Genomic DNA, 17,940 nt, shown 5'->3' on the forward strand with positions numbered 1-17,940 from the left:
AATCAAGCACGAATAGGACTTAAACAATCTGTTAAAAATTGCAAACAGAGTTTAAATCCTGGACCTAATAATAATGATGATTGCTTGTGGGCTGAATGAGAGTGTCATAGACGTGGTTCCTTTCTTGTTTGAAGCGATTGGAAAAAGTGTAACATCAGCAAATGAATAAAGTCAACCTGTTTCCTCATATTAATTTCATTTTATATTAATGAAGCCGGCGTTTTTTTGTTTTCGCACTCCCGACAGACGGCCCTCGTTTTCTGTTCCAATTTATTTTTGCTACAATGAGAAGGGAGTTTTACAAAAAAAACGGAAGGAAGGCGACGAGTATGATGGAGAAAGAAACGTACGCGAACGGCCAAAAAGTGTATGAACTACAAGATGGGAAGCTGACTTATTTCTTTAAGGACGGGAAAGTAAAATCGGAAGGTCCTTTTGAAAAGGATCAAATGGAAGGCGAGTGGACATTTTACCGCGCCACGGGTCAATTGTGGCAGGTAGGAAATTTCAAAAATGGCGTCAAACACGGGCGCTGGGTCCGGTACGATAAGGAAGACCAGCTGGAGTACGACGAAGTATTTGAAGAGGGAAAAATCAAAAAATAGGTTGAGGGGGAGAACGATGGATACATACACTTTATCAAACGGCGTGAAAATGCCGGTTTTGGGGTACGGAATGTGGCGCAACAAAAATCCGAAAGAAGCGGTGCAGGGCGTCATCGATGCGATTAGCGTTGGGTTCCGACACATCGACGGGGCAGCGGCTTACCAGAACGAAGAACTGGTGGGACAGGGCATCAAAGAAAGCGGCATCGCCCGTGAAGAGCTGTTCTTGACCAGCAAGCTGAAAAATGACGCACACGGATACGACAACGTCCGCCGAGAAGTCCAAAAAACGTTGGACCAGCTGGGGACGGATTACTTGGATTTGTATCTGATCCATTGGCCGGTGGTGCACGGACACGGCGACGACTGGCAAACAGACAACTTGGAAACGTGGCAGGCGTTTGAAGAGCTGTATGATGAAGGCGTGTTGAAAGCCATCGGGGTCAGCAACTTCTCCGTCGAGCACCTGGAAAACTTGGTGAACCACGCACGCATCAAGCCGATGGTCAACCAGTTGCTGGTTCATCCCGGCGTGCTGCAGACAGAAACCCGCGACTATTGCACCAAACACGGCATCCTCGTCCAGGCGTATTCGCCGCTGAAACCATTAAGTGTGTTGAAAGAAGAGGCACGCGTGCAGAAGATGTTGGAGAAATACGACAAATCCATCGCCCAGCTGTTACTGCGGTTCGATTTGCAGGTCGGCGTCGTTCCGTTGACGAAATCCGTCCACCGCGAACGGATCGAGGAGAACTTCGACATTTTTGATTTTGAAATCGACGACGAAGACATGCAGTACTTGAAAGAGTGGAGCCATCCGGAATTCACCGAACCGGACAACAAAAACGAACGTCCGCCGCAAGTGAGCTGAATCGTTCAAAATCAGTACTGGGACCGATGCCCGAAAGAAAAAGTTCTCCTATAATGAATGTATACTAAGGAACGGAAACATTTAAAGGAGACGACCGATTATGAGAACGGCAGGAAATGTTTTATGGTTTGTGCTGGGCGGGTTCATCAGCTGGTTTACGTGGGGTGTGTTGGGTGTCTTATGGAGCCTGACAATTATCGGCATCCCGATCGGCAGATTGTGTTTCAACTTTGCGAAAATGTCCGCCGCGCCGTTTGGAAAAGACATCCAGTTTGACGACAGCGGATTTTCGCTTTTATTGAATGTGGTGTGGTTGGTGTTGGGCGGTTTCGTGGTTGTCCTGGAAGAACTGACGTTGGGCGCCATCTTTTGTTTGACCATTGTGGGCATTCCATTCGGCCTGCAGCACTTCAAGCACGCCAAGCTGGCACTGTTGCCGTTTGGCGCAACCATTTATCGAGTATAACCGTGTGAAGCTGTCTGACCAGGCAGCTTCTTTTTTGAATGAAGTGGGGAAAAGAATTGCCTCACTCCATCCAAACCTCCTTTCTTTGAATGGAGTGGGCAGAAAAAGGCCGTGCACTCCACGAAAGAAAAAAGACCGCCTTTTTTAAGGCGGTCTTTTGTGCGTTATTCAGCCGGGTTTTCAAAAGCCGGTTCCAAGTGGCCGATTTCGGATAATTCGTCCAGGTAGTCGTAAACTTCTTGTGACGTGAAGGCCTCCAGAAGTGCTTGAATTTCCGGGGAGTCCTGGTTGTCTTCTCGGGCGATGAGCTGCAGGGCAAACGTGAAATCATCGTCGTCTTCCAGGAACAACGCATCTTCGGTCTTCAAACCGATTTTGTCGATGTACGTCGGGTAGTTGAACACCAACGGCACGCCGTCTTCGTAGGCACTGGTCAAGTTCAACAGATCGATGTGGGTGAACGTGAAGCTGTAGGGGTTATCCACAATGTCGTCCACAGTCACTTGAGTTGGGTTCACTTCCGGATCCAAGGTGAGCAGATCATAGTCCGCCATAATCATCAATGCGCGGGCTTCGTTGGTCGCATCACTTGGAATCGCGACTTCAGCGCCTTCTTCGATGTCCTCAATCGAGTCATACACCGGGGAATAGAAACCGACGATTGGATTATAAATGGTTTGGAGAGCAACCAAGTTGCCGTCGCGTTCTTCGTTGAACTGTTCCATGAACGGGGCGTGCTGCGCAAAGTTGGCATCCACTTCGTCGTTCAACAACGCTTCGTTGTATTGGATATTGTCGGACACTTCCACCAATTCCACCGAATACGGTTCTGCGATGACGTCTCCTGCAATTTCCACAATATCGGTCATCGGCGGCAGGTGGGAAGCCACTTTGATGACGGTGTCTTCTTGGGTTGCGGCTTCGTTGCTTGTTTCGCCTTCGTTTCCGCCGGCTCCGCATGCGGCAAGCAACAACGCTGCGCCGCTCAATAATAGTGTTTGTTTCTTCATTTTCATTTCTCCTTCAACGGGTTTATCGTTTGTCTATCTTCCGTGCAAGTTTCAGCCCCAGCCATTGGACCACTTCCACAAATACAATGATGACAATGATGGCTGTGTACATAATATCGTTTTCGTATCGTTGGTAACCGTAACGGATGGCGAAGTCGCCGATTCCGCCGCCTCCCACCACACCCATGACGGTGGAGTAGGAGATAAAGCTGACAAATGCCGTGGTGAAACCGATGAGAAGTGAGCTGCGCGCTTCCACATACAAAAACTTCCAGACAAGCTGAGGGATGGTCGCTCCCATCGACTGCGCCGTTTCAAGCACGCCTTTTGGCACATCGAGTAAAGATTGTTCGACAAAACGGGCATACAGGGCGATAGCGATGACCATCATCGGGAAAGAAGCCGCAATCGGGTCTCCTGTCGCCCGTCCATAGAAATAGCGGATAGCCGGCTGCATCGCGATCACCAGCAGCAAGAAAGGAAATGACCGCACAATGTTGACGAATGCGTTGGACAACGTGTAGAGAAATTTGTTTTCCATTGGCCGTCCGTTCGCTGTCAAAAAAAGAAGGGTCCCTAATGGAAGTCCTAAAAGAATTGCTGCCATCGAGGCGAACCCCAACATGATGCCGGATTCAGTCAAACTCTCTGCCAGACGCGGCGCATATTCAACCACTCGTTCCAGGTATATATTGAGGGTCTCAGGCATCTCGCAACACCTCCAAGGCTCGTTCATGGTAGGTCCGGAATTCTTCATGAACATCTGCACGGGCCACATCGATGACATCGACCAGTTTCCCTTTTTCCATCACCGCTGCACGGGTGCACAGCGCTTTGATAACGTCCAACTCATGGGTCACAATGACAATCGTCATGCCGAAGTTTTCGTGAGCTTTTTTCAATACATCCACGATTTCCGTTGTGGTGCCCAAATCAAGTGCAGAAGTCGGTTCGTCGCACAACAAAATTTTTGGCCGGGTGATGAGTGCGCGGGCGATGCCGACCCGCTGTTTTTGCCCGCCGGAAAGTTCGGAGGGGTAGCTGGTGCGTTTGTCGCTTAAGCCGACAAAATCCAACACGCGGTCCAATTCGATGGATTCTTTGTAAGGGTACAATTCCAACGGCATCCGGATGTTTTCTTCCACCGTTTTGTTGTTCAATAGATTGAATTGTTGGAAAATCATGCCAATCTGTTTTTGGTGCAGCCGCAACGCTTGTTTATCCAATTTGTGGACATTGATGCCGTCCACCACCACTTCACCGCTGTCGGGCGTTTCGAGTGCATTGATAAAACGAAGCAGCGTGGATTTGCCGGCGCCGCTTTCGCCGATCACTCCAAAAAGTTCGTTTTCTTCGATATGCAAATTGATGTCGTCTACAGCTTTAAACGGTCCATTCTGTCCACTGAAGGTCTTTGATACATTTTTTAGATCAATCACCTGAGGACCACTCACTTTCTTTTAACAAAATAAATATTGAAAGGGGATTTTTAAGACTACTCGATTATAGTTTTTCGGAATGTAGGAAGCAATGAAACAAAGAAACTTTCATAATTTGAAAGAGGGTAACAGCGAAAGAGGAGGAGGAAAAACGCCGGAACAACAGCGATGAAACGGTTTCTTAAGTTAAAAACAAAAACGTACATAAATACAATGTTGTTTTTAAAAGGTTTCGAAGCGATTTTCCCCGTTCCGCATAGTGATAGTTAAATTAAAATAAAATTAAAATTAGGGTTGCCTTTTTTAATCAGACCTAGTACAATGAACAGCATACTAAAGAAAAGGGAGGCAGATGAACATGACGCATATGAATACTTGCACTTATACTCAAACTACAAACCGTTCGTCTGCTTCCGTACAAGTCATTTTAATTATTACGTAGCCAGGATTCTTGCCTAATGCGAGAGTCCTATTTCTGATGGAAATCGGGCTCGTAATACCAAGCAAGCCCGTATATCCTTTACCGGATACCGGGCTTGCTTTTTTGTTTTCTTTAGTGGTGTCGTCGCTACTCGGTCAGCAAAAATTAGGGGGAAAAAGAAATGGGAAACAATATGAAGGAATATCTTAAGAGGAATTCGTTGAAGGTCTCTTCCGGTGTCGCTAATGCTGTGTTTGTCACAGTCGGGGTAGGGTACCTATTAGAAATTATTGGCGACATGCTGGGACTGCAGATGTTGGTACTCGTAGGACAAGTTGCAAAAGTTTTGTTGGCGCCTGCTCTTGGAGCGGGGATCGCGGTCATGATGCAAGCCAACACTTTGACGATTTTCAGTGCCATGGCAGCATCGACACTCGGTGGAGGAGCCATCCAAATAGCGGAAGGTGGAATGACCATCATCGGAGGGGAACCGATCGGCGCTTTGCTTGCTGGAACCATCGCCACCTGGGTCGGGAAAAAAGTGACAGGGAAAACCCCGTTTGACATGATGGCCATTCCAGTGTCAGCTTTGGTTGTTGGCGGTGTGGCTGGGGTCGCCTTGTCACAAGTGATGACACCATTGTTGACGACAATCAGTGCAGCGATTTCCAGTGCTGTTTCCGGAAATCCAGTCGTCGGTTCAGCAGTTTTGGCGGTCGTGTTCGGGTTGTTGTTGATGTCTCCAGCTTCATCTGCGGCGCTTTCCGTTGCGTTGGCATTGGATCCGATGTCCAATGGTGCGATGTTGATTGGGACGACCGCTCAATACTTTGCATTTTCCATCCTGTCGATGCGCGAAAACGACTTGGGCGGCTACATCGCACAAGGGCTGTGCACGCCGAAGGTTCAGTTGCCGAACATCATCAAAAATCCGGCAATCTTAATCGGCCCGACACTGGCTTCTGCCATTTGTGGACCGTTGGCGACGGTGGTGTTTGGATTCGAAACCATCCCCGCTATGGGAGGAATGGGCTTTGCAGCGATGGTTGCGCCTCTATATGTTTTCAACAATAATCCGTTGGCTACATTCGGCATTTACTTGTTCTGTGGAGCCGTACTTCCAATCGCGATCACTTATGGAGTGAACAAAGTATTGTACACACGCAAGAAAATTAAAGCCGGCGATATGGCGTTGACAGTCAGCTAATAAATAGAACCAAACAAACTTTTAATGAATGGGAGCAATCAACATGATGAACACAGAAGCCGTCACTCCGGAAACATTGGATTGGGAGAACCTTGGTTTTTCCTATATCAAAACTGATTACCGTTACGTTTCTTATTGGAAAGATGGGGAATGGGACGAGGGCGAATTGACCCGGGACAATCAAGTCCATATCAGCGAAGGGTCCACTGCGCTGCATTACGGCCAGTCCTGCTTTGAAGGAATGAAAGCATACCGTGCCGCAGACGGAAGCATCAATCTGTTCCGTCCGTATGAGAATGCAGAACGAATGAAACGAAGCTGCGAGCGCTTGTTGATGCCGGCGTTTCCAGTTGAACGCTTTGTGGAAGCCGTCAGAGAAACGGTCGAGGCCAACGAACAATGGGTACCGCCTTATGGAACAGGCAGCACATTGTACATCCGTCCGTATATGATCGGTGTCGGCGACAACATCGGTGTGAGAGCTGCACCGGAATACTTGTTTGCGATTTTCGTGACACCGGTGGGCCCTTACTTCAAAGGCGGCTTGACGCCGTCCGACTTTGTGGTGACGCAATATGACCGTGCCGCACCATATGGAACCGGCGCTTCCAAAGTCGGCGGAAACTACGGCGGCAGTTTGCTTCCGGGAACAGAAGCAAAAAAACGCAATTTCAGTGATGCGATTTACCTAGATCCGGCAACCCACACCAAGATTGAAGAAGTGGGGTCGGCCAACTTTTTCGGTATCACGCATGATGACAAATTCATTACGCCGAAGTCGCCGTCCATTCTTCCGAGCATCACGAAGTATTCGTTGATGTATTTGGCGGAACACCGTCTGGGCTTGACGGTCGAAGAAGGCGACGTATACGTGGACCAGTTGGACCGCTTCAAAGAAGCCGGAGCGTGTGGAACCGCAGCTGTCATTTCTCCAATCGGCGGCATTCAGTACGGCGATGATTTCCATGTGTTTTATTCGGAAACCGAAGTCGGACCGGTGACCAAGCGCTTGTATAACGAACTGATCGGGATTCAGTACGGAGACATTGCAGCGCCTGAGAATTGGGTTGTTAAAGTATAAGATTCTGATGGGATACCCCGCCGCGGTATGCGTTCGGGGTATTTTTTGTGTCCACTTGTCCGTAGAGAGCCGGACCATGGACAAGTGAGAGTATTTTGACGTGTGGTTTGTCCGTAAATCAGCCGCTTACGGACAAGTGGCGCCAACATTCACATAAACAAGTTTACGTAATTAAAAATGAGCGAATGAAACTCTTGACTTTTTAACCTCTTTCTAATATACTCCTTTTATACAAAAAACTGTATACTACAACATCCATGATGAAGAGAGTAGATTGGAATTGTTTCTCAAAGCGAGTCGGGGAAGGTGGGAGCCCGGCAGGAACTTTCGATTGAAACGCACTTCATCGATGAAAGAGTGAACGAACAGTAGCTTTTTCCGCAGATCAGGCGTTAACAGAATGAGGTGGATATGCCTGTGCGCATGTCAACTAGAGTGGTACCGCGGATGATAGTCAAATCAACCCGTCTCTTGTATAAACATACAAGGGGTGGGTTTTTCTGTGTCTCAAAAATAAGGAGGATGCACCATGAAGAAAGAAAAAATCGTATTGGCTTATTCAGGTGGATTGGATACATCGATTGTGATTCCTTGGCTCAAGGAGAATTATGACAGTGAAATCATTGCAGTATGCGTGGACGTCGGACAGCAGGAAGATTGGGAGGCTGTAGAGAAAAAAGCATTGGCTTCCGGAGCCGGAAAATTTTATTGCCCGCATGTGGCGGATGAATTTGCCTCCGATTTTATTTACCCGGCTGTCTCAGCCCATGCCAAGTACCAAGGCACCTACTTGCTTGGAACTGCGCTGGCCCGCCCTTTGATTGCCAAAAAACTGGTGGAAATCGCCCACCAAGAAGGCGCATCCGCCATCTGTCACGGCTGCACCGGAAAAGGGAACGACCAAGTCCGTTTTGAAATGGGCATCGCGGCGTTTGACGCAGAAATGAAAGTGATTGCCCCGTGGCGTGAATGGGACATCAAATCCCGTGAAGATGCGTTGGAGTACGCAGCGGAAAAAGGGGTGCCGGTCACATCCACCAAAGAAAAGATTTATTCAGAAGATGAAAACTTGATGCATGTCAGTCACGAAGGTGGCGACATCGAAAGCCCCGGCAACGCGGTGAACTATGAGACGTTCTTGCAGCTGATCAACCCGTTGGAAAACACACTCGACAAAGCGGAAACCGTGAGCGTCACATTCCAGAACGGGCGTGCAACGGCGGTCAATGACATCCCGTTGGAGCCGGCTGAGGTGGTGGAGATGCTAAACCGGATTGGAGGGGTGCACGGCGTGGGCATGCTGGATTGGATTGAAGACCGCACCATCGGAATGAAATCCCGCGGTGTATATGAAAATCCGGGCGCAGCCATTTTGATGGCGGCCCACGAACGGCTGGAAAGTTTGACGTTGACGAAAGAGACCATTAAGTTGAAGCATACGCTGTCGATGGAATTTGCTGACTTGGTGTACAGCGGCCAATGGTATTCACAGGCGGTGCAGTCGATTCTCCGCTTTGTGGAACACACTCAGCAATATGTCAACGGTGAGGTTCAATTGAAACTCTACAAAGGCAATCTGCTTCCGCAGAGCGTCACGAGCCCGAATGCGCTGTTCGACGAGGACGTATCCGGCTTCGGGGAAGACGACTTGTTCGACCATCATGATGCGGAAGGGTACATCAATGTGGCCACATTGGCGACGAAAATCCAACAAAAGAAAGGGATGTTCCAACATGGGCACACTGTGGGGCGGCCGGTTCCAGGCTACAACATCTGAATTGATGCAGGAATTCAATGAATCCTTTTCGCTTGATAAGCGCATTTGGTACGAAGACATCACCGCCAGCATCGCACACGTCACCATGTTGGGCGACTGCGGCATTTTAAGTAAAAAGGAAAGCAGACTCCTGCAAAACGAACTCGCGGGGTTGCGCGCGGAGATTGCAGAAAACCCTGATATGTTGAGCGGAGAGTATGAGGATATCCATAGTTTCGTTGAAAGCAAGATGATTGAGCGCTGCGGGGACGTGGGGAAGAAAATGCACGCCGCCCGGAGCCGAAACGATCAAGTGGCCGTAGACATGAAACTGTATGTAAAAGAAAGTTTGCATGTGTTAAATGCACGGATCGAGGAGATGATTCAAACGTTTCAGGAAAAAGGGCAGACCATAGAGGCCTTGATGCCGGCGTATACGCATCTGCAGCGCGCCCAGATTGTCCCGTTCTCGTACGTATTGGATGCCTATGTCGCCATGTTTGAACGTGACACTCAACGAATCAAGGACGCCATCGACAGAATGGATGAAAGTCCGTTGGGCGCTGGAGCGCTGGCCGGGACCACTTATGCTATTGACCGCGAACAAACCGCCCGGATGTTGGGATTCAAAGGTGTCCAGCGCAACACACTGGACGCGGTCAGCAGCCGGGACTTCATTCTTGACGCTCTTCATTGTTTCGCCGGTTTGATGACGAATATGAGCCGGTTTGCGGAAGACTTCATCATCTATTCCAGTTATGAATTCAATTTTGTGGAGCTGTCGGATGGGTTTGCGACCGGCAGCAGCATGATGCCGCAAAAGAAAAACCCTGATTCCTTGGAACTGATTCGCGGGAAAGCGGCGAAAGTCATCGGGTTGTTGAATGCGATGTACGTGACGATGAAAGGTCTGCCGCTCAGTTACAACAAAGACATGCAGGAAGACAAAGCGATTTACTTTGAAGGACTGGATACGACAACCGCCTGCGTGCAAATTTTAACCAGGGTGGTCGGCGAGCTGAAAGTGAACGAAGAACACCTCGCACAGACCATCCAAAAAGGCTATTTGAACGCCACGGAACTCGCGGATTATTTGGTGCGTAAAGGGATGTCCTTCCGGGAGGCGCACGGTGTGGTAGGGGAAATGGTCTTGTATGCGATTGAAGAAGGAGTGCAGCTTCATGAGTTGGAGTTTGAGGAGATGAGAAAGTTTTCTGATGGGATCTCCGAAGATGTGTACGACTCGCTGAATCCGGAGATGATTTTGCAACAAGGCACCAAAAAAGAGATGCTGCTGAAAACAAACAAGCCGCTTTTCCAGTAAATGGAAAGCGGCTTGTTTTTCTGTGGTCCACTTTTACGTGAAACTTGTTTGACGAAAGAGTGAGTGTTTCCGCGCTCACTGTTCCATGAAGGCAGTCTTCACGAAAAAGTAGACGGTATTTTACTCTTATTCAGTGACATACGCACTTCTGAAGTGGAAGTAGTCACCGTATAAGTGGTATTCAATTCCTTCGACTTGTGGATTCACCAAGAAATTGGAGGCACTTTGATACAAAGGAACTTGAGCGGCATCTTCTTCCAAAAGAATGCGTTCGGCTTCTTTGTAGTTTTCGAACTGTTGATCAATATCGTTCGCTAACACCGTTTTGGCGTCTTTGACTAGACGATCAAAATCGTCGTTCGCGTAGCTGCCGTAGTTGTAAGCAGAATCGCTTTCATACAAGTTGAAGTAGTAGCCAAGGTTGCTGTCTCCGGCGATCCATCCGGAAATGGACATCTCGTAATTGGAATCGGTCCGAGACTGGTTGACGTTGTTTTTCGGCTGCTTGTTGATGGTGACTGTCACTCCGTCCAACGTTTCTTGGATTTGACTTTGGACGTATTCTCCGACGCGGCTGCTGGTGGTGTCTTCGGCAACAAGGAGAGAAAGTTCCACTGAATCGCCCAATTCTTCTTGAGCCAACGCCCATTCTTCCTGGGCTTTTTCTACGTTGTGGACCGCGTAATCGCCGCTGTATTTTCTGAAGTCTTCATTCGTTTCCGGGTTTTGATAAAGGTTATTCGGAATCAAACCATTCAGCGCAACGGCACCGTCGTTCAACACCACGTCGACTAGATTTTCTTTGTCAATGGCATAGGCAATGGCTCGGCGCAAATGCACATTTGCCAAAGGAGTGCCGGGTTCTTTGTTGAAATCGATGAACTGGTTGGCGATGTCGCTGTTGGAGACGAACCCTTCATCGTTTTTGAATTGTGCAACATACTGTCCGCTGATACGCGCGAGGTCCAATTGCCCCGACTGGTACAAATTGATGCCGGTTTGTTCTTCTTTGATGGTGGTGAAATCAATTTTCGTCAGATGGACATCTTCTGCAGCGTAGTAATGCTCGTTCTTCTCCAGTGTCCATGTTTCTCCGCCCTGCTCCCAGTTGCTCAAAGTGAACGGTCCGCTGTAAAGGCCGGTGTCATCGGAAGTGGCGTATTCTTCTCCTAAATCCTCCACGTACGCTTCGTTTTTAGGCGCCAGCCAAACGATGGAAACCAGAGTCAAGAAGGAGGGAAGAGGGTTGACCAGTTCCACTTGGAATTCCTTGTCGGATAAAGCTGTGACAGCCAGTTCCGATGGCTCCAGCTGACCGGTACGAGCTTCATACCCATTAACCACGCTGTCCAACAGGTAGGCGTTCGGTGCGGCAGATTCCGGATCGACCAATTCCGTCCAGGCGTATACAAAGTCATGGGCAGTGACTGGGTCACCGTTGCTCCATGCGGCATCTTCTTTCAATGTGAATGTATAGACGCGTCCGTCTTCGCTGACGTCCACTTTTTCAGCGAGACCGGGAACCGGCTGGCTGTTTTCATCCAAACGGAAAAGACCTTCATAGAGGTGCTGGATCACTGTAAACGTGTTTTTATCCGTCGTATAAGTAGTGTCAATCGTTGTGATACTTGCCGGCAGACTGGCGGTGATTTCCTGTTTTTCGGCTAATCCATTGTTGTCGCTGTCACCCGTGTTCTGCTCCGATGAACTGACTTGTCCGCAGGCGCTTAAAAAGAGAGCGGAGGCGAGGGAGAAAAAGAGGGTTTTTTTGAATTTGTTCATGCGTATTCTCCTGACTGTAAAGTAGTTTAAATAAAAACCATGCAGGTAGCTTGGGGGTGCCGCCTGCATGGTCTTCCAATTTCAATGTCTGCTCTCCCATCAGAAACGCAAAAGCAGACAGATACAAGCTTACTCGTTCAAATAATCCAATGCGTACCGGACATGAAGTTCCGTTGCGTGGGCCAGACCGCCTTCGTCGATGTCGAAGTTCTCGTGGTGGTGGCCGTACCAAGTGTCTGGATTGTTCAAGTTGCGGGTGCCGACACGGGCGTACACACCCGGCGCTTCCGCCAAGAAATCAGCGAAATCGTCTGCGCCCATGCTTTTCGGATTGGTTGTCCGCACATTGTCTTCACCGACAATTTCGGCGGCCACTTTAGCGGCGCGGGCAGCAGGCTCTGCCTCATTGATCAGCGGTGCGGCGGCATCATAGTTTTCAAACTCCACCGTGCAGCGGTGAGAGTTCGCCACATCCCGGGCAATGCGTTCCACGGCTTCCAGGACGAATCGGCGGGTTTCATGGCTGAACGTGCGCACCGTTCCTTCCAACACGGCATGGTTGGCCACAATGTTGTAGCGGGTGCCGGCGTTCAGTTTGCCGATTGCCACCACCACGTTATCCAGCGGGCTGACTTCACGGCCGACGATGCTTTGCAGTTCCACCGTAATGGCAGCTGCTGCAAGCAGGGCATCCACCCCTTCATGCGGACGGCCGACGTGCGCGCTTTTTCCATGGACTTGGATGGTGAAGATGTCACATGAAGCGTTGGTTGCGCCCGGAACCGATAAGATTTGTCCGACCGGTACACTGGAATCCAGATGCAGTCCGAAAACTTGGTCGACGCCTTGGACAAATCCGCCTTGGACAAATTGACGGGCTCCGGCGCCGATTTCTTCGGCTTGCTGGAACGCCAACTTGATGGTGCCGGCAAACTCGTTCTCACGAGCTTTCAAAATTTTGGCTGCTCCCAAGAGAGCGGCTGTATGTCCGTCGTGTCCGCAGGCGTGGTGAAGACCGGCGTACTTGGATTTGTACGGCTTGTCTTTGGCATCTTCCAGCTCCAACGCATCAATGTCAGCACGCAGCAGGATGGTTTTTCCCGGACCTTTTTTGCCTTTGATGGTTCCGATGGCGCCTGTTTCTCCAACCGATTCGTATGGAATGTTGAGTTGCTCCAGTTCTTGTTTGATGCGTTTGATCGTTTCGTATTCTTTCAAGCTTGGTTCCGGGTGCTGGTGGAAGTGACGGCGGAGCTCGATGACTTTTTTGGCACCGGCGGCAACTTCTTCTCGAATCGATACGTTGGTTTGTACGTTAGTCATTGGACAAAATCCTTTCTATATTAAAATAAGTGGGCGGCGGACAGGTGGTTCTGTTTACTTCCAGGCAGGGATGGAAGCCCCTTTGGATGTTTCTTTGATGACTTCAATGGTGTCATCGGCTTGATACGCTTCGACGATGGTTTGGTATGTTTCGTTGTCCGCATCTTCCGCACGGGCAGCGATGATGTTGATGTACGGGTCAGAGTTGCCGTCAACCGGCTCCAAGAAAATTGCATCTTCTGTCGGGATAAAGCCAGCATCCACCGCCATCCCTGAGTTGATCAAGGAAGCGTCCACGTCCTGCAGCGCACGGGCTGTTTGGGAAGCATCCAATTCTTGAATATCCAAGTTCAATGGGTTGGACGTGATGTCATTGACAGTAGGAGTGACGCCCGCTTCCGGGTCGACTTCGATCAAACCGGCAGTCTGCAGCAGAAGAAGGGCGCGGCCTCCGTTGGTGACGTCATTTGGAATCGCAACCGATGCATTTTCCTGAAGTTCTTCTACGGAAGAAAGTTTGTCGGAATAGATGCCTAAAGGTGCGATATTCGTGTCGGCGATGGAGACAATGTCTGTTCCGTGGTCTGCGTTATAAGATTCCAAGAACAACTTGTGTTGGAAGGAGTTCAAATCGATTTCTCCGTCTGCCAACGCTTTATTCGGTTGGGCGTAGTCGGTGAATTTGACGAGTTCAACATCGATGCCTTCTTCTTTTTCCACTTTTTCGATCACAAAATCCCACACATCGGTGTCTTCGCCGACCACTCCGATTTTCACCGTGTCGCTTTCAGCGGAAGCCCCGCAAGCTGCCAACAAAGAAACAGAAGCAGTCAATCCCAATGTAAGTACCAATTTTTTCAATGATTTCATGTTTGTCATTCTCCTTTAATTTTTATTATCCCAAACTGGAATGGACGATCCTTTGGATGATTCTTCGATGACTTTTTTCGTACCGTCTGTCTGGTATGCCTCGACGATTTGGTTGTACAATTCATTGTCTTTGTCTTCTTCGCGGACAACGATGGCGTTGACGTATGGAGCGGAGTCGTCGTTGACCGGTTCCAGGAAGATGGCGTCTTCAGTCGGGATGAAACCGGCGTCCACTGCCATGCCGCTGTTGACGACGGATGCGGTCACATCGTCCAATGCACGTGCCGTTTGCGAGGAATCAAGCGGTTCAATCTTTAAGTTCAATGGATTGGATGTGATGTCGGCAGTGGTTGGTTTGTATCCTTTCGACGGATCCACTTCAATCAATCCGGCTGTTTGAAGCAGGCGCAGTGCCCGGCCTTCGTTGGAAGCATCGTTTGGAACAGCGATGGTGTCGCCTTCTTTGATTTCACTGACGTCGCCGATTTTATTGGAATAAATCCCTAAAGGCGCAATCACCGTATCTCCAATTGGCGTCAAGTTGTTGCCGGTGTCTTCATTGAAGTCTTCCATGAAAATTTTCGTTTGGAAGGAGTTCATGTCGATTTCACCGTCCGCTAACGCCCGGTTCGGGGTCGCATAATCCGTAAACTTCACCAATTCAATCTTGATGCCGTCAGAAGCCAGCTGATCTTTCACATATTCCCACGGCTCATTGATTTCGCCGACTACGCCGATTTTGACGGCTTCCGCTTCTTCAGAGGAAGCCGATCCGCATGCGGTCAGAACAAACAACGATGCTGCAGCAACAAACCCTAAGATTGATTTTTTAAGTTTCATAGTAAACCCGCTCCTTTTTTAATGACTCGTTTTTTTGACTAAGTAATTTCCGATTGTTTGACTGATGAAGACAATCACCAAGATGGCGCCGGTGGCCACAAGGGTGACATCGGTCTGGAATCGATTGTATCCTCTGGCGATGGCCAGGTTGCCCAGTCCGCCGCCTCCGATGGCACCGGCCATGGCGGTCAGCCCGATCAAGTTGATGATGGTGACGGAAGAGACGCGGATGATGGACGGCAGCCCTTCTTTCAAGTACACGCGGAAGATGATTTCCAGTGGAGAAGATCCCATCGCTTCAGCGGCTTCAATGACGCCGTGGTCCACTTCCAGCAGGGCGTTTTGAATCTGCCGGGAATAGAAGGGAACCGTTCCGACCACCAACGGCACAATTGCGGCGGATGTTCCGATGGACGTTCCGACAATCAAGCGGGTGATGGGCGCAATCAAGGCCAGCATGATGATGAACGGAACCGAACGGAAGACGTTGACCGCATTGTCCAAGACATCATAGAGTTTCGGCTGTTCCAAGATGCCGCCCGGTCCGGTGACGACAAGGACCACTCCTAACAGGATGCCGAGGACTCCTGCGATGCCGGCAGTGACCGCAACCATGTACAACGTTTCAAAAACACTGGCGATGACTTCATCTTGGATTTCCCACACATTCGGGAGATAGGTTTGTAAAAACTGATTCATTTCCATTCCTCCTTAGACAACTTTCTCTTTGTTGAATGCGACCACTTTTTGGTTGTGGTCCAGCAGTTTGACGGTGACGTCATTTGATTCCAAGTAAGCGATGGCTTTTTCACGCTGCGCCGGTTCGCCGGACAAGACGACAATCAAGTTGCCGATGGGTGTTTCCTGCAAAATTTCCACGTTCCCGTACAAGATGTTGGTGACCACACCGAATTGGGCATACAAGGTGGCGATCAACGGGCTGCTTGTGCTCTCGCCGACATATGTGATGTTGGCGAGCACATCGTTTTTCGAAAGCTGAAGCAGGGTAGGGTGCTTCGCCAGTTTGTCCAATGCTTGGTCGATGTGGGTGGCGGTGTTGATGAATTCTTTGGTCAACTGGTTTTTCGGAGCGGTGAAGATGGAGACCAAATCGCCTTTTTCCACCACTTCTCCGTTTTCCATGACCGCCACTTTGTTGCAGATTTCTTTGACGACTTGCATTTCGTGTGTGATGATGACAATCGTCAAATTCAGTTTCTTGTTCAAATCTTTCAACAGTTCCAAAATCGAGTTCGTTGTTTTCGGATCCAAAGCGCTCGTGGCTTCGTCACAGAGCAGCACTTCCGGGTCGTTCGCCAAGGCACGCGCGATGGCAACACGTTGCTTTTGCCCGCCGGAAAGTTGGGAAGGGAAGGTGTTCTTTTTGTCCGCCAATCCAACCAGTTCCAACAACTCATCGACTTTTTGGTTGATTTCTTGTTTGGTTAAGCCTGATTTCCGGAGCGGGTAGGCCACATTTCCGGCCACTGTCCGGGAGCGCATCAAGTTGAAATGCTGGAAAATCATTCCGATTTTTTTACGGGAAGCCCGCAATTCTTTCGGCGGCAGATCGACCAGCCGTTGTCCGTGGACGATGACTTCTCCGGAAGTGGGGCGCTGCAAGAGGTTGATGGTCCGGACCAACGTACTCTTCCCGGCTCCGCTGTACCCGACGATTCCGTAAATGTCGCCTTGGTCCACTACAAGAGACACGTCTTTCACTGCCTGTACTGTCTGTGTTTTGTTTTGAAATGTCACGTCGATGTTTTTTAACTCAATCATGAAAATCCTCCTTTTTTGATACAAAAAAATGCGCTCGTCCAAATGACCGGAAATTGCTTCCGGTTCAAAAGGACGAACGCTTACAGTCCGTGTTACCACCTTTTTTCGAGCAGGCTTCACAGCCGGCTCCTCAGCGAGTACGAGGGGAGAACCCTGATACTCTGGCGCTGTAATGGGCGCACCCATGATAGCCTTATGCACATTGCACTCGGTATCCTGCTCAGAGGCCATTTTCCACTCACTCAAGCAAACCTGTTCTCACCAACCCAGGCTCTCTGTTGTTGCTGTCTTGTAGAGTGTACTTTTCTCTTCATCGCTTTTGGTATATGAAATTGTTGATTGTAAGAACAAAAAAGCCCTCGAAAAGATGCCTCTATAGGAGAGGAATCTTTTCAAGGGCGAAGGAATATCGGTTTCGCGGTACCACCTTGATTTGCAACGCCATCGCTGGCTGTTGCCTCTATCAGTACACGAGTATGGAACCCGTAGACTGTGCCACTATAACGGGTGGACCCCGTAGCAGACTCATCGCTTGAAAGCTGACTCGTATGCTCCACTCCAAGACCATCTTCGGCTCTTTCCATCTTGCCTGTTCCCACCAACCCAGGCTCTCTTTGAAGACTTTCAGAACGTACTCTTCTTTTCACAGTGTTTCCTTAACGTTTCTTAATGTTGATTAACTTGTGGTTAACTATACACAACATATTTTTGGAAGTCAACCGTTTTTATAAAAAAAGTTTGAATAACAAATTTGAATTTGGCCAAATAAATAGAGAGGCCGGCCGTGATTTGGGCGAAAACGGGAAAGATGGGCCATAACCTTGTGTATATTGGAAAAAATTTTGAGGTAGTCTAAATACTGGACACAGCTTTACAACCACTTTTTTAGTACAATGAGCTCAACAACTAAAAGGATGTGTGCGGGATGGGGAAACGATACGATGTGGAGTACAAAGAATACGTGTGCCGGTTGGTGGTGGAAGAAAAACGAAAAATGAGCGTGGTCTCCCGTGAACTGGAAATTCCCTACGACACCCTGGTTCGCTGGGTACGAATCTATAAAAAAACCGATCAATGGCGTAAAATCCACCGTAAGAACGAACCGCCTGTGAAAGAAAAGCCCAGCTACCGCACCCCGTCCGATTACGAGAAAGAACTGAAAC

General features: G+C 49.2%; 17 protein-coding genes and 3 other annotated features. Of the genes, 8 read left to right on the forward strand and 9 right to left on the reverse strand.

Going from position 1 to position 17,940, the window contains the following annotated elements; all coding sequences use genetic code 11:
• The first annotated feature begins 329 nt into the window (after window positions 1-329).
• The 3 genes from G470_RS0103490 (at window position 330) to G470_RS0103500 (ending at window position 1,942) form a co-directional block, all read left to right on the forward strand.
• Complete coding sequence (locus G470_RS0103490; protein ID WP_028273618.1) at window positions 330-605, forward strand: toxin-antitoxin system YwqK family antitoxin; 276 nt, start codon at window positions 330-332, stop codon at window positions 603-605.
• A 16-nt stretch (window positions 606-621) separates the two neighbouring features.
• Window positions 622-1,476, forward strand: a complete 855-nt coding sequence (locus tag G470_RS0103495; RefSeq protein ID WP_028273619.1) for an aldo/keto reductase — start codon at window positions 622-624, stop codon at window positions 1,474-1,476.
• A 100-nt stretch (window positions 1,477-1,576) separates the two neighbouring features.
• Window positions 1,577-1,942 (forward strand): YccF domain-containing protein, encoded by a 366-nt coding sequence (locus G470_RS0103500; protein ID WP_028273620.1) that lies wholly within the window; start codon window positions 1,577-1,579, stop codon window positions 1,940-1,942.
• A gap of 164 nt (window positions 1,943-2,106) precedes the next feature.
• On the opposite strand, the gene G470_RS0103505 is transcribed toward G470_RS0103500, so the two are convergent.
• From G470_RS0103505 to G470_RS0103515, 3 genes are read right to left on the reverse strand one after another with little or no spacing between them, the layout of a single operon-like run.
• The gene (locus G470_RS0103505; RefSeq protein ID WP_028273621.1) at window positions 2,107-2,952 is read right to left on the reverse strand and encodes a MetQ/NlpA family ABC transporter substrate-binding protein; all 846 of its coding nucleotides are present in this window, start codon (window positions 2,950-2,952) and stop codon (window positions 2,107-2,109) included.
• A 22-nt stretch (window positions 2,953-2,974) separates the two neighbouring features.
• Window positions 2,975-3,661 (reverse strand): methionine ABC transporter permease, encoded by a 687-nt coding sequence (locus tag G470_RS0103510; protein ID WP_028273622.1) that lies wholly within the window; start codon window positions 3,659-3,661, stop codon window positions 2,975-2,977.
• Window positions 3,654-4,391: a methionine ABC transporter ATP-binding protein gene (locus G470_RS0103515; RefSeq protein ID WP_028273623.1), complete on the reverse strand. Its 738-nt coding sequence runs from the start codon at window positions 4,389-4,391 to the stop codon at window positions 3,654-3,656. The genes G470_RS0103510 and G470_RS0103515 overlap by 8 nt, the downstream gene beginning before the upstream one ends.
• A gap of 602 nt (window positions 4,392-4,993) precedes the next feature.
• On the opposite strand from G470_RS0103515, the gene G470_RS0103530 reads away from it, so the two are divergent.
• The 4 genes from G470_RS0103530 (at window position 4,994) to argH (ending at window position 10,180) form a co-directional block, all read left to right on the forward strand.
• Window positions 4,994-6,019 carry a PTS sugar transporter subunit IIC gene (locus G470_RS0103530; RefSeq protein ID WP_028273624.1) on the forward strand — a complete coding sequence of 342 codons (1,026 nt, stop codon included), beginning with the start codon at window positions 4,994-4,996 and terminating at the stop codon, window positions 6,017-6,019.
• Between the two features lie 43 nt (window positions 6,020-6,062).
• Entirely contained in the window at window positions 6,063-7,100 is a 1,038-nt protein-coding gene (locus G470_RS0103535; protein WP_028273625.1) for a branched-chain amino acid aminotransferase, read from the forward strand.
• A 248-nt stretch (window positions 7,101-7,348) separates the two neighbouring features.
• Window positions 7,349-7,575: a binding site (T-box leader), on the forward strand.
• Between the two features lie 54 nt (window positions 7,576-7,629).
• Window positions 7,630-8,877 carry an argininosuccinate synthase gene (locus G470_RS12585; protein ID WP_035444989.1) on the forward strand — a complete coding sequence of 416 codons (1,248 nt, stop codon included), beginning with the start codon at window positions 7,630-7,632 and terminating at the stop codon, window positions 8,875-8,877.
• A complete protein-coding gene (gene argH / locus G470_RS0103545; protein WP_028273626.1) occupies window positions 8,834-10,180 on the forward strand; it encodes an argininosuccinate lyase in 1,347 nt (448 codons plus the stop codon). The genes G470_RS12585 and argH overlap by 44 nt, the downstream gene beginning before the upstream one ends.
• A 126-nt stretch (window positions 10,181-10,306) precedes the next feature.
• Here the strand turns inward: argH and G470_RS0103550 are convergent, their stop codons facing one another.
• The 6 genes from G470_RS0103550 to G470_RS0103575 all read right to left on the reverse strand — a co-directional run bounded on the left by G470_RS0103550 (window position 10,307) and on the right by G470_RS0103575 (window position 16,777).
• The gene (locus G470_RS0103550) at window positions 10,307-11,962 is read right to left on the reverse strand and encodes a peptide ABC transporter substrate-binding protein (RefSeq protein ID WP_028273627.1); all 1,656 of its coding nucleotides are present in this window, start codon (window positions 11,960-11,962) and stop codon (window positions 10,307-10,309) included.
• Window positions 11,963-12,091: 129 nt separating this feature from the next.
• The gene (locus tag G470_RS0103555; RefSeq protein ID WP_028273628.1) at window positions 12,092-13,285 is read right to left on the reverse strand and encodes an amidohydrolase; all 1,194 of its coding nucleotides are present in this window, start codon (window positions 13,283-13,285) and stop codon (window positions 12,092-12,094) included.
• 54 nt (window positions 13,286-13,339) lie between these two features.
• Entirely contained in the window at window positions 13,340-14,146 is an 807-nt protein-coding gene (locus G470_RS0103560; RefSeq protein WP_028273629.1) for a MetQ/NlpA family ABC transporter substrate-binding protein, read from the reverse strand.
• 24 nt (window positions 14,147-14,170) lie between these two features.
• On the reverse strand, window positions 14,171-14,995 hold the full coding sequence (locus G470_RS0103565; RefSeq protein ID WP_028273630.1) for a MetQ/NlpA family ABC transporter substrate-binding protein: 825 nt from the start codon (window positions 14,993-14,995) through the stop codon (window positions 14,171-14,173).
• 18 nt (window positions 14,996-15,013) lie between these two features.
• A complete protein-coding gene (locus tag G470_RS0103570) occupies window positions 15,014-15,694 on the reverse strand; it encodes a methionine ABC transporter permease (RefSeq protein ID WP_028273631.1) in 681 nt (226 codons plus the stop codon).
• Between the two features lie 12 nt (window positions 15,695-15,706).
• Window positions 15,707-16,777 (reverse strand): methionine ABC transporter ATP-binding protein, encoded by a 1,071-nt coding sequence (locus G470_RS0103575; RefSeq protein ID WP_028273632.1) that lies wholly within the window; start codon window positions 16,775-16,777, stop codon window positions 15,707-15,709.
• Between the two features lie 65 nt (window positions 16,778-16,842).
• Window positions 16,843-17,100 (reverse strand) — a binding site (T-box leader).
• A 68-nt stretch (window positions 17,101-17,168) separates the two neighbouring features.
• Window positions 17,169-17,433 (reverse strand) — a binding site (T-box leader).
• Window positions 17,434-17,702: 269 nt separating this feature from the next.
• On the opposite strand from G470_RS0103575, the gene G470_RS0103585 reads away from it, so the two are divergent.
• Window positions 17,703-17,940 (forward strand): transposase (locus G470_RS0103585; protein ID WP_028273634.1); only part of this gene is annotated, 238 nt, incomplete at its 3' end.

Origin of the sequence: Atopococcus tabaci DSM 17538 (assembly GCF_000429585.1) — a bacterium.
In the GTDB taxonomy this organism is placed as follows: Bacteria; Bacillota; Bacilli; order Lactobacillales; family Carnobacteriaceae_A; genus Atopococcus; species Atopococcus tabaci.

Bases quoted from the DNA above. Each gene is read 5' to 3' on its own strand.
- G470_RS0103550 (WP_028273627.1), bottom strand. From the start codon at position 11,962: ATGAACAAATTCAAAAAAACCCTCTTTTTCTCCCTCGCCTCCGCTCTC.
- G470_RS0103530 (WP_028273624.1), top strand. From the start codon at position 4,994: ATGGGAAACAATATGAAGGAATATCTTAAGAGGAATTCGTTGAAGGTC.
- G470_RS0103570 (WP_028273631.1), bottom strand. From the start codon at position 15,694: ATGAATCAGTTTTTACAAACCTATCTCCCGAATGTGTGGGAAATCCAA.
- G470_RS0103500 (WP_028273620.1), top strand. From the start codon at position 1,577: ATGAGAACGGCAGGAAATGTTTTATGGTTTGTGCTGGGCGGGTTCATC.
- G470_RS0103575 (WP_028273632.1), bottom strand. From the start codon at position 16,777: ATGATTGAGTTAAAAAACATCGACGTGACATTTCAAAACAAAACACAG.
- G470_RS0103555 (WP_028273628.1), bottom strand. From the start codon at position 13,285: ATGACTAACGTACAAACCAACGTATCGATTCGAGAAGAAGTTGCCGCC.
- G470_RS0103535 (WP_028273625.1), top strand. From the start codon at position 6,063: ATGATGAACACAGAAGCCGTCACTCCGGAAACATTGGATTGGGAGAAC.
- argH (WP_028273626.1), top strand. From the start codon at position 8,834: ATGGGCACACTGTGGGGCGGCCGGTTCCAGGCTACAACATCTGAATTG.
- G470_RS12585 (WP_035444989.1), top strand. From the start codon at position 7,630: ATGAAGAAAGAAAAAATCGTATTGGCTTATTCAGGTGGATTGGATACA.
- G470_RS0103490 (WP_028273618.1), top strand. From the start codon at position 330: ATGATGGAGAAAGAAACGTACGCGAACGGCCAAAAAGTGTATGAACTA.
- G470_RS0103510 (WP_028273622.1), bottom strand. From the start codon at position 3,661: ATGCCTGAGACCCTCAATATATACCTGGAACGAGTGGTTGAATATGCG.
- G470_RS0103565 (WP_028273630.1), bottom strand. From the start codon at position 14,995: ATGAAACTTAAAAAATCAATCTTAGGGTTTGTTGCTGCAGCATCGTTG.
- G470_RS0103495 (WP_028273619.1), top strand. From the start codon at position 622: ATGGATACATACACTTTATCAAACGGCGTGAAAATGCCGGTTTTGGGG.
- G470_RS0103505 (WP_028273621.1), bottom strand. From the start codon at position 2,952: ATGAAGAAACAAACACTATTATTGAGCGGCGCAGCGTTGTTGCTTGCC.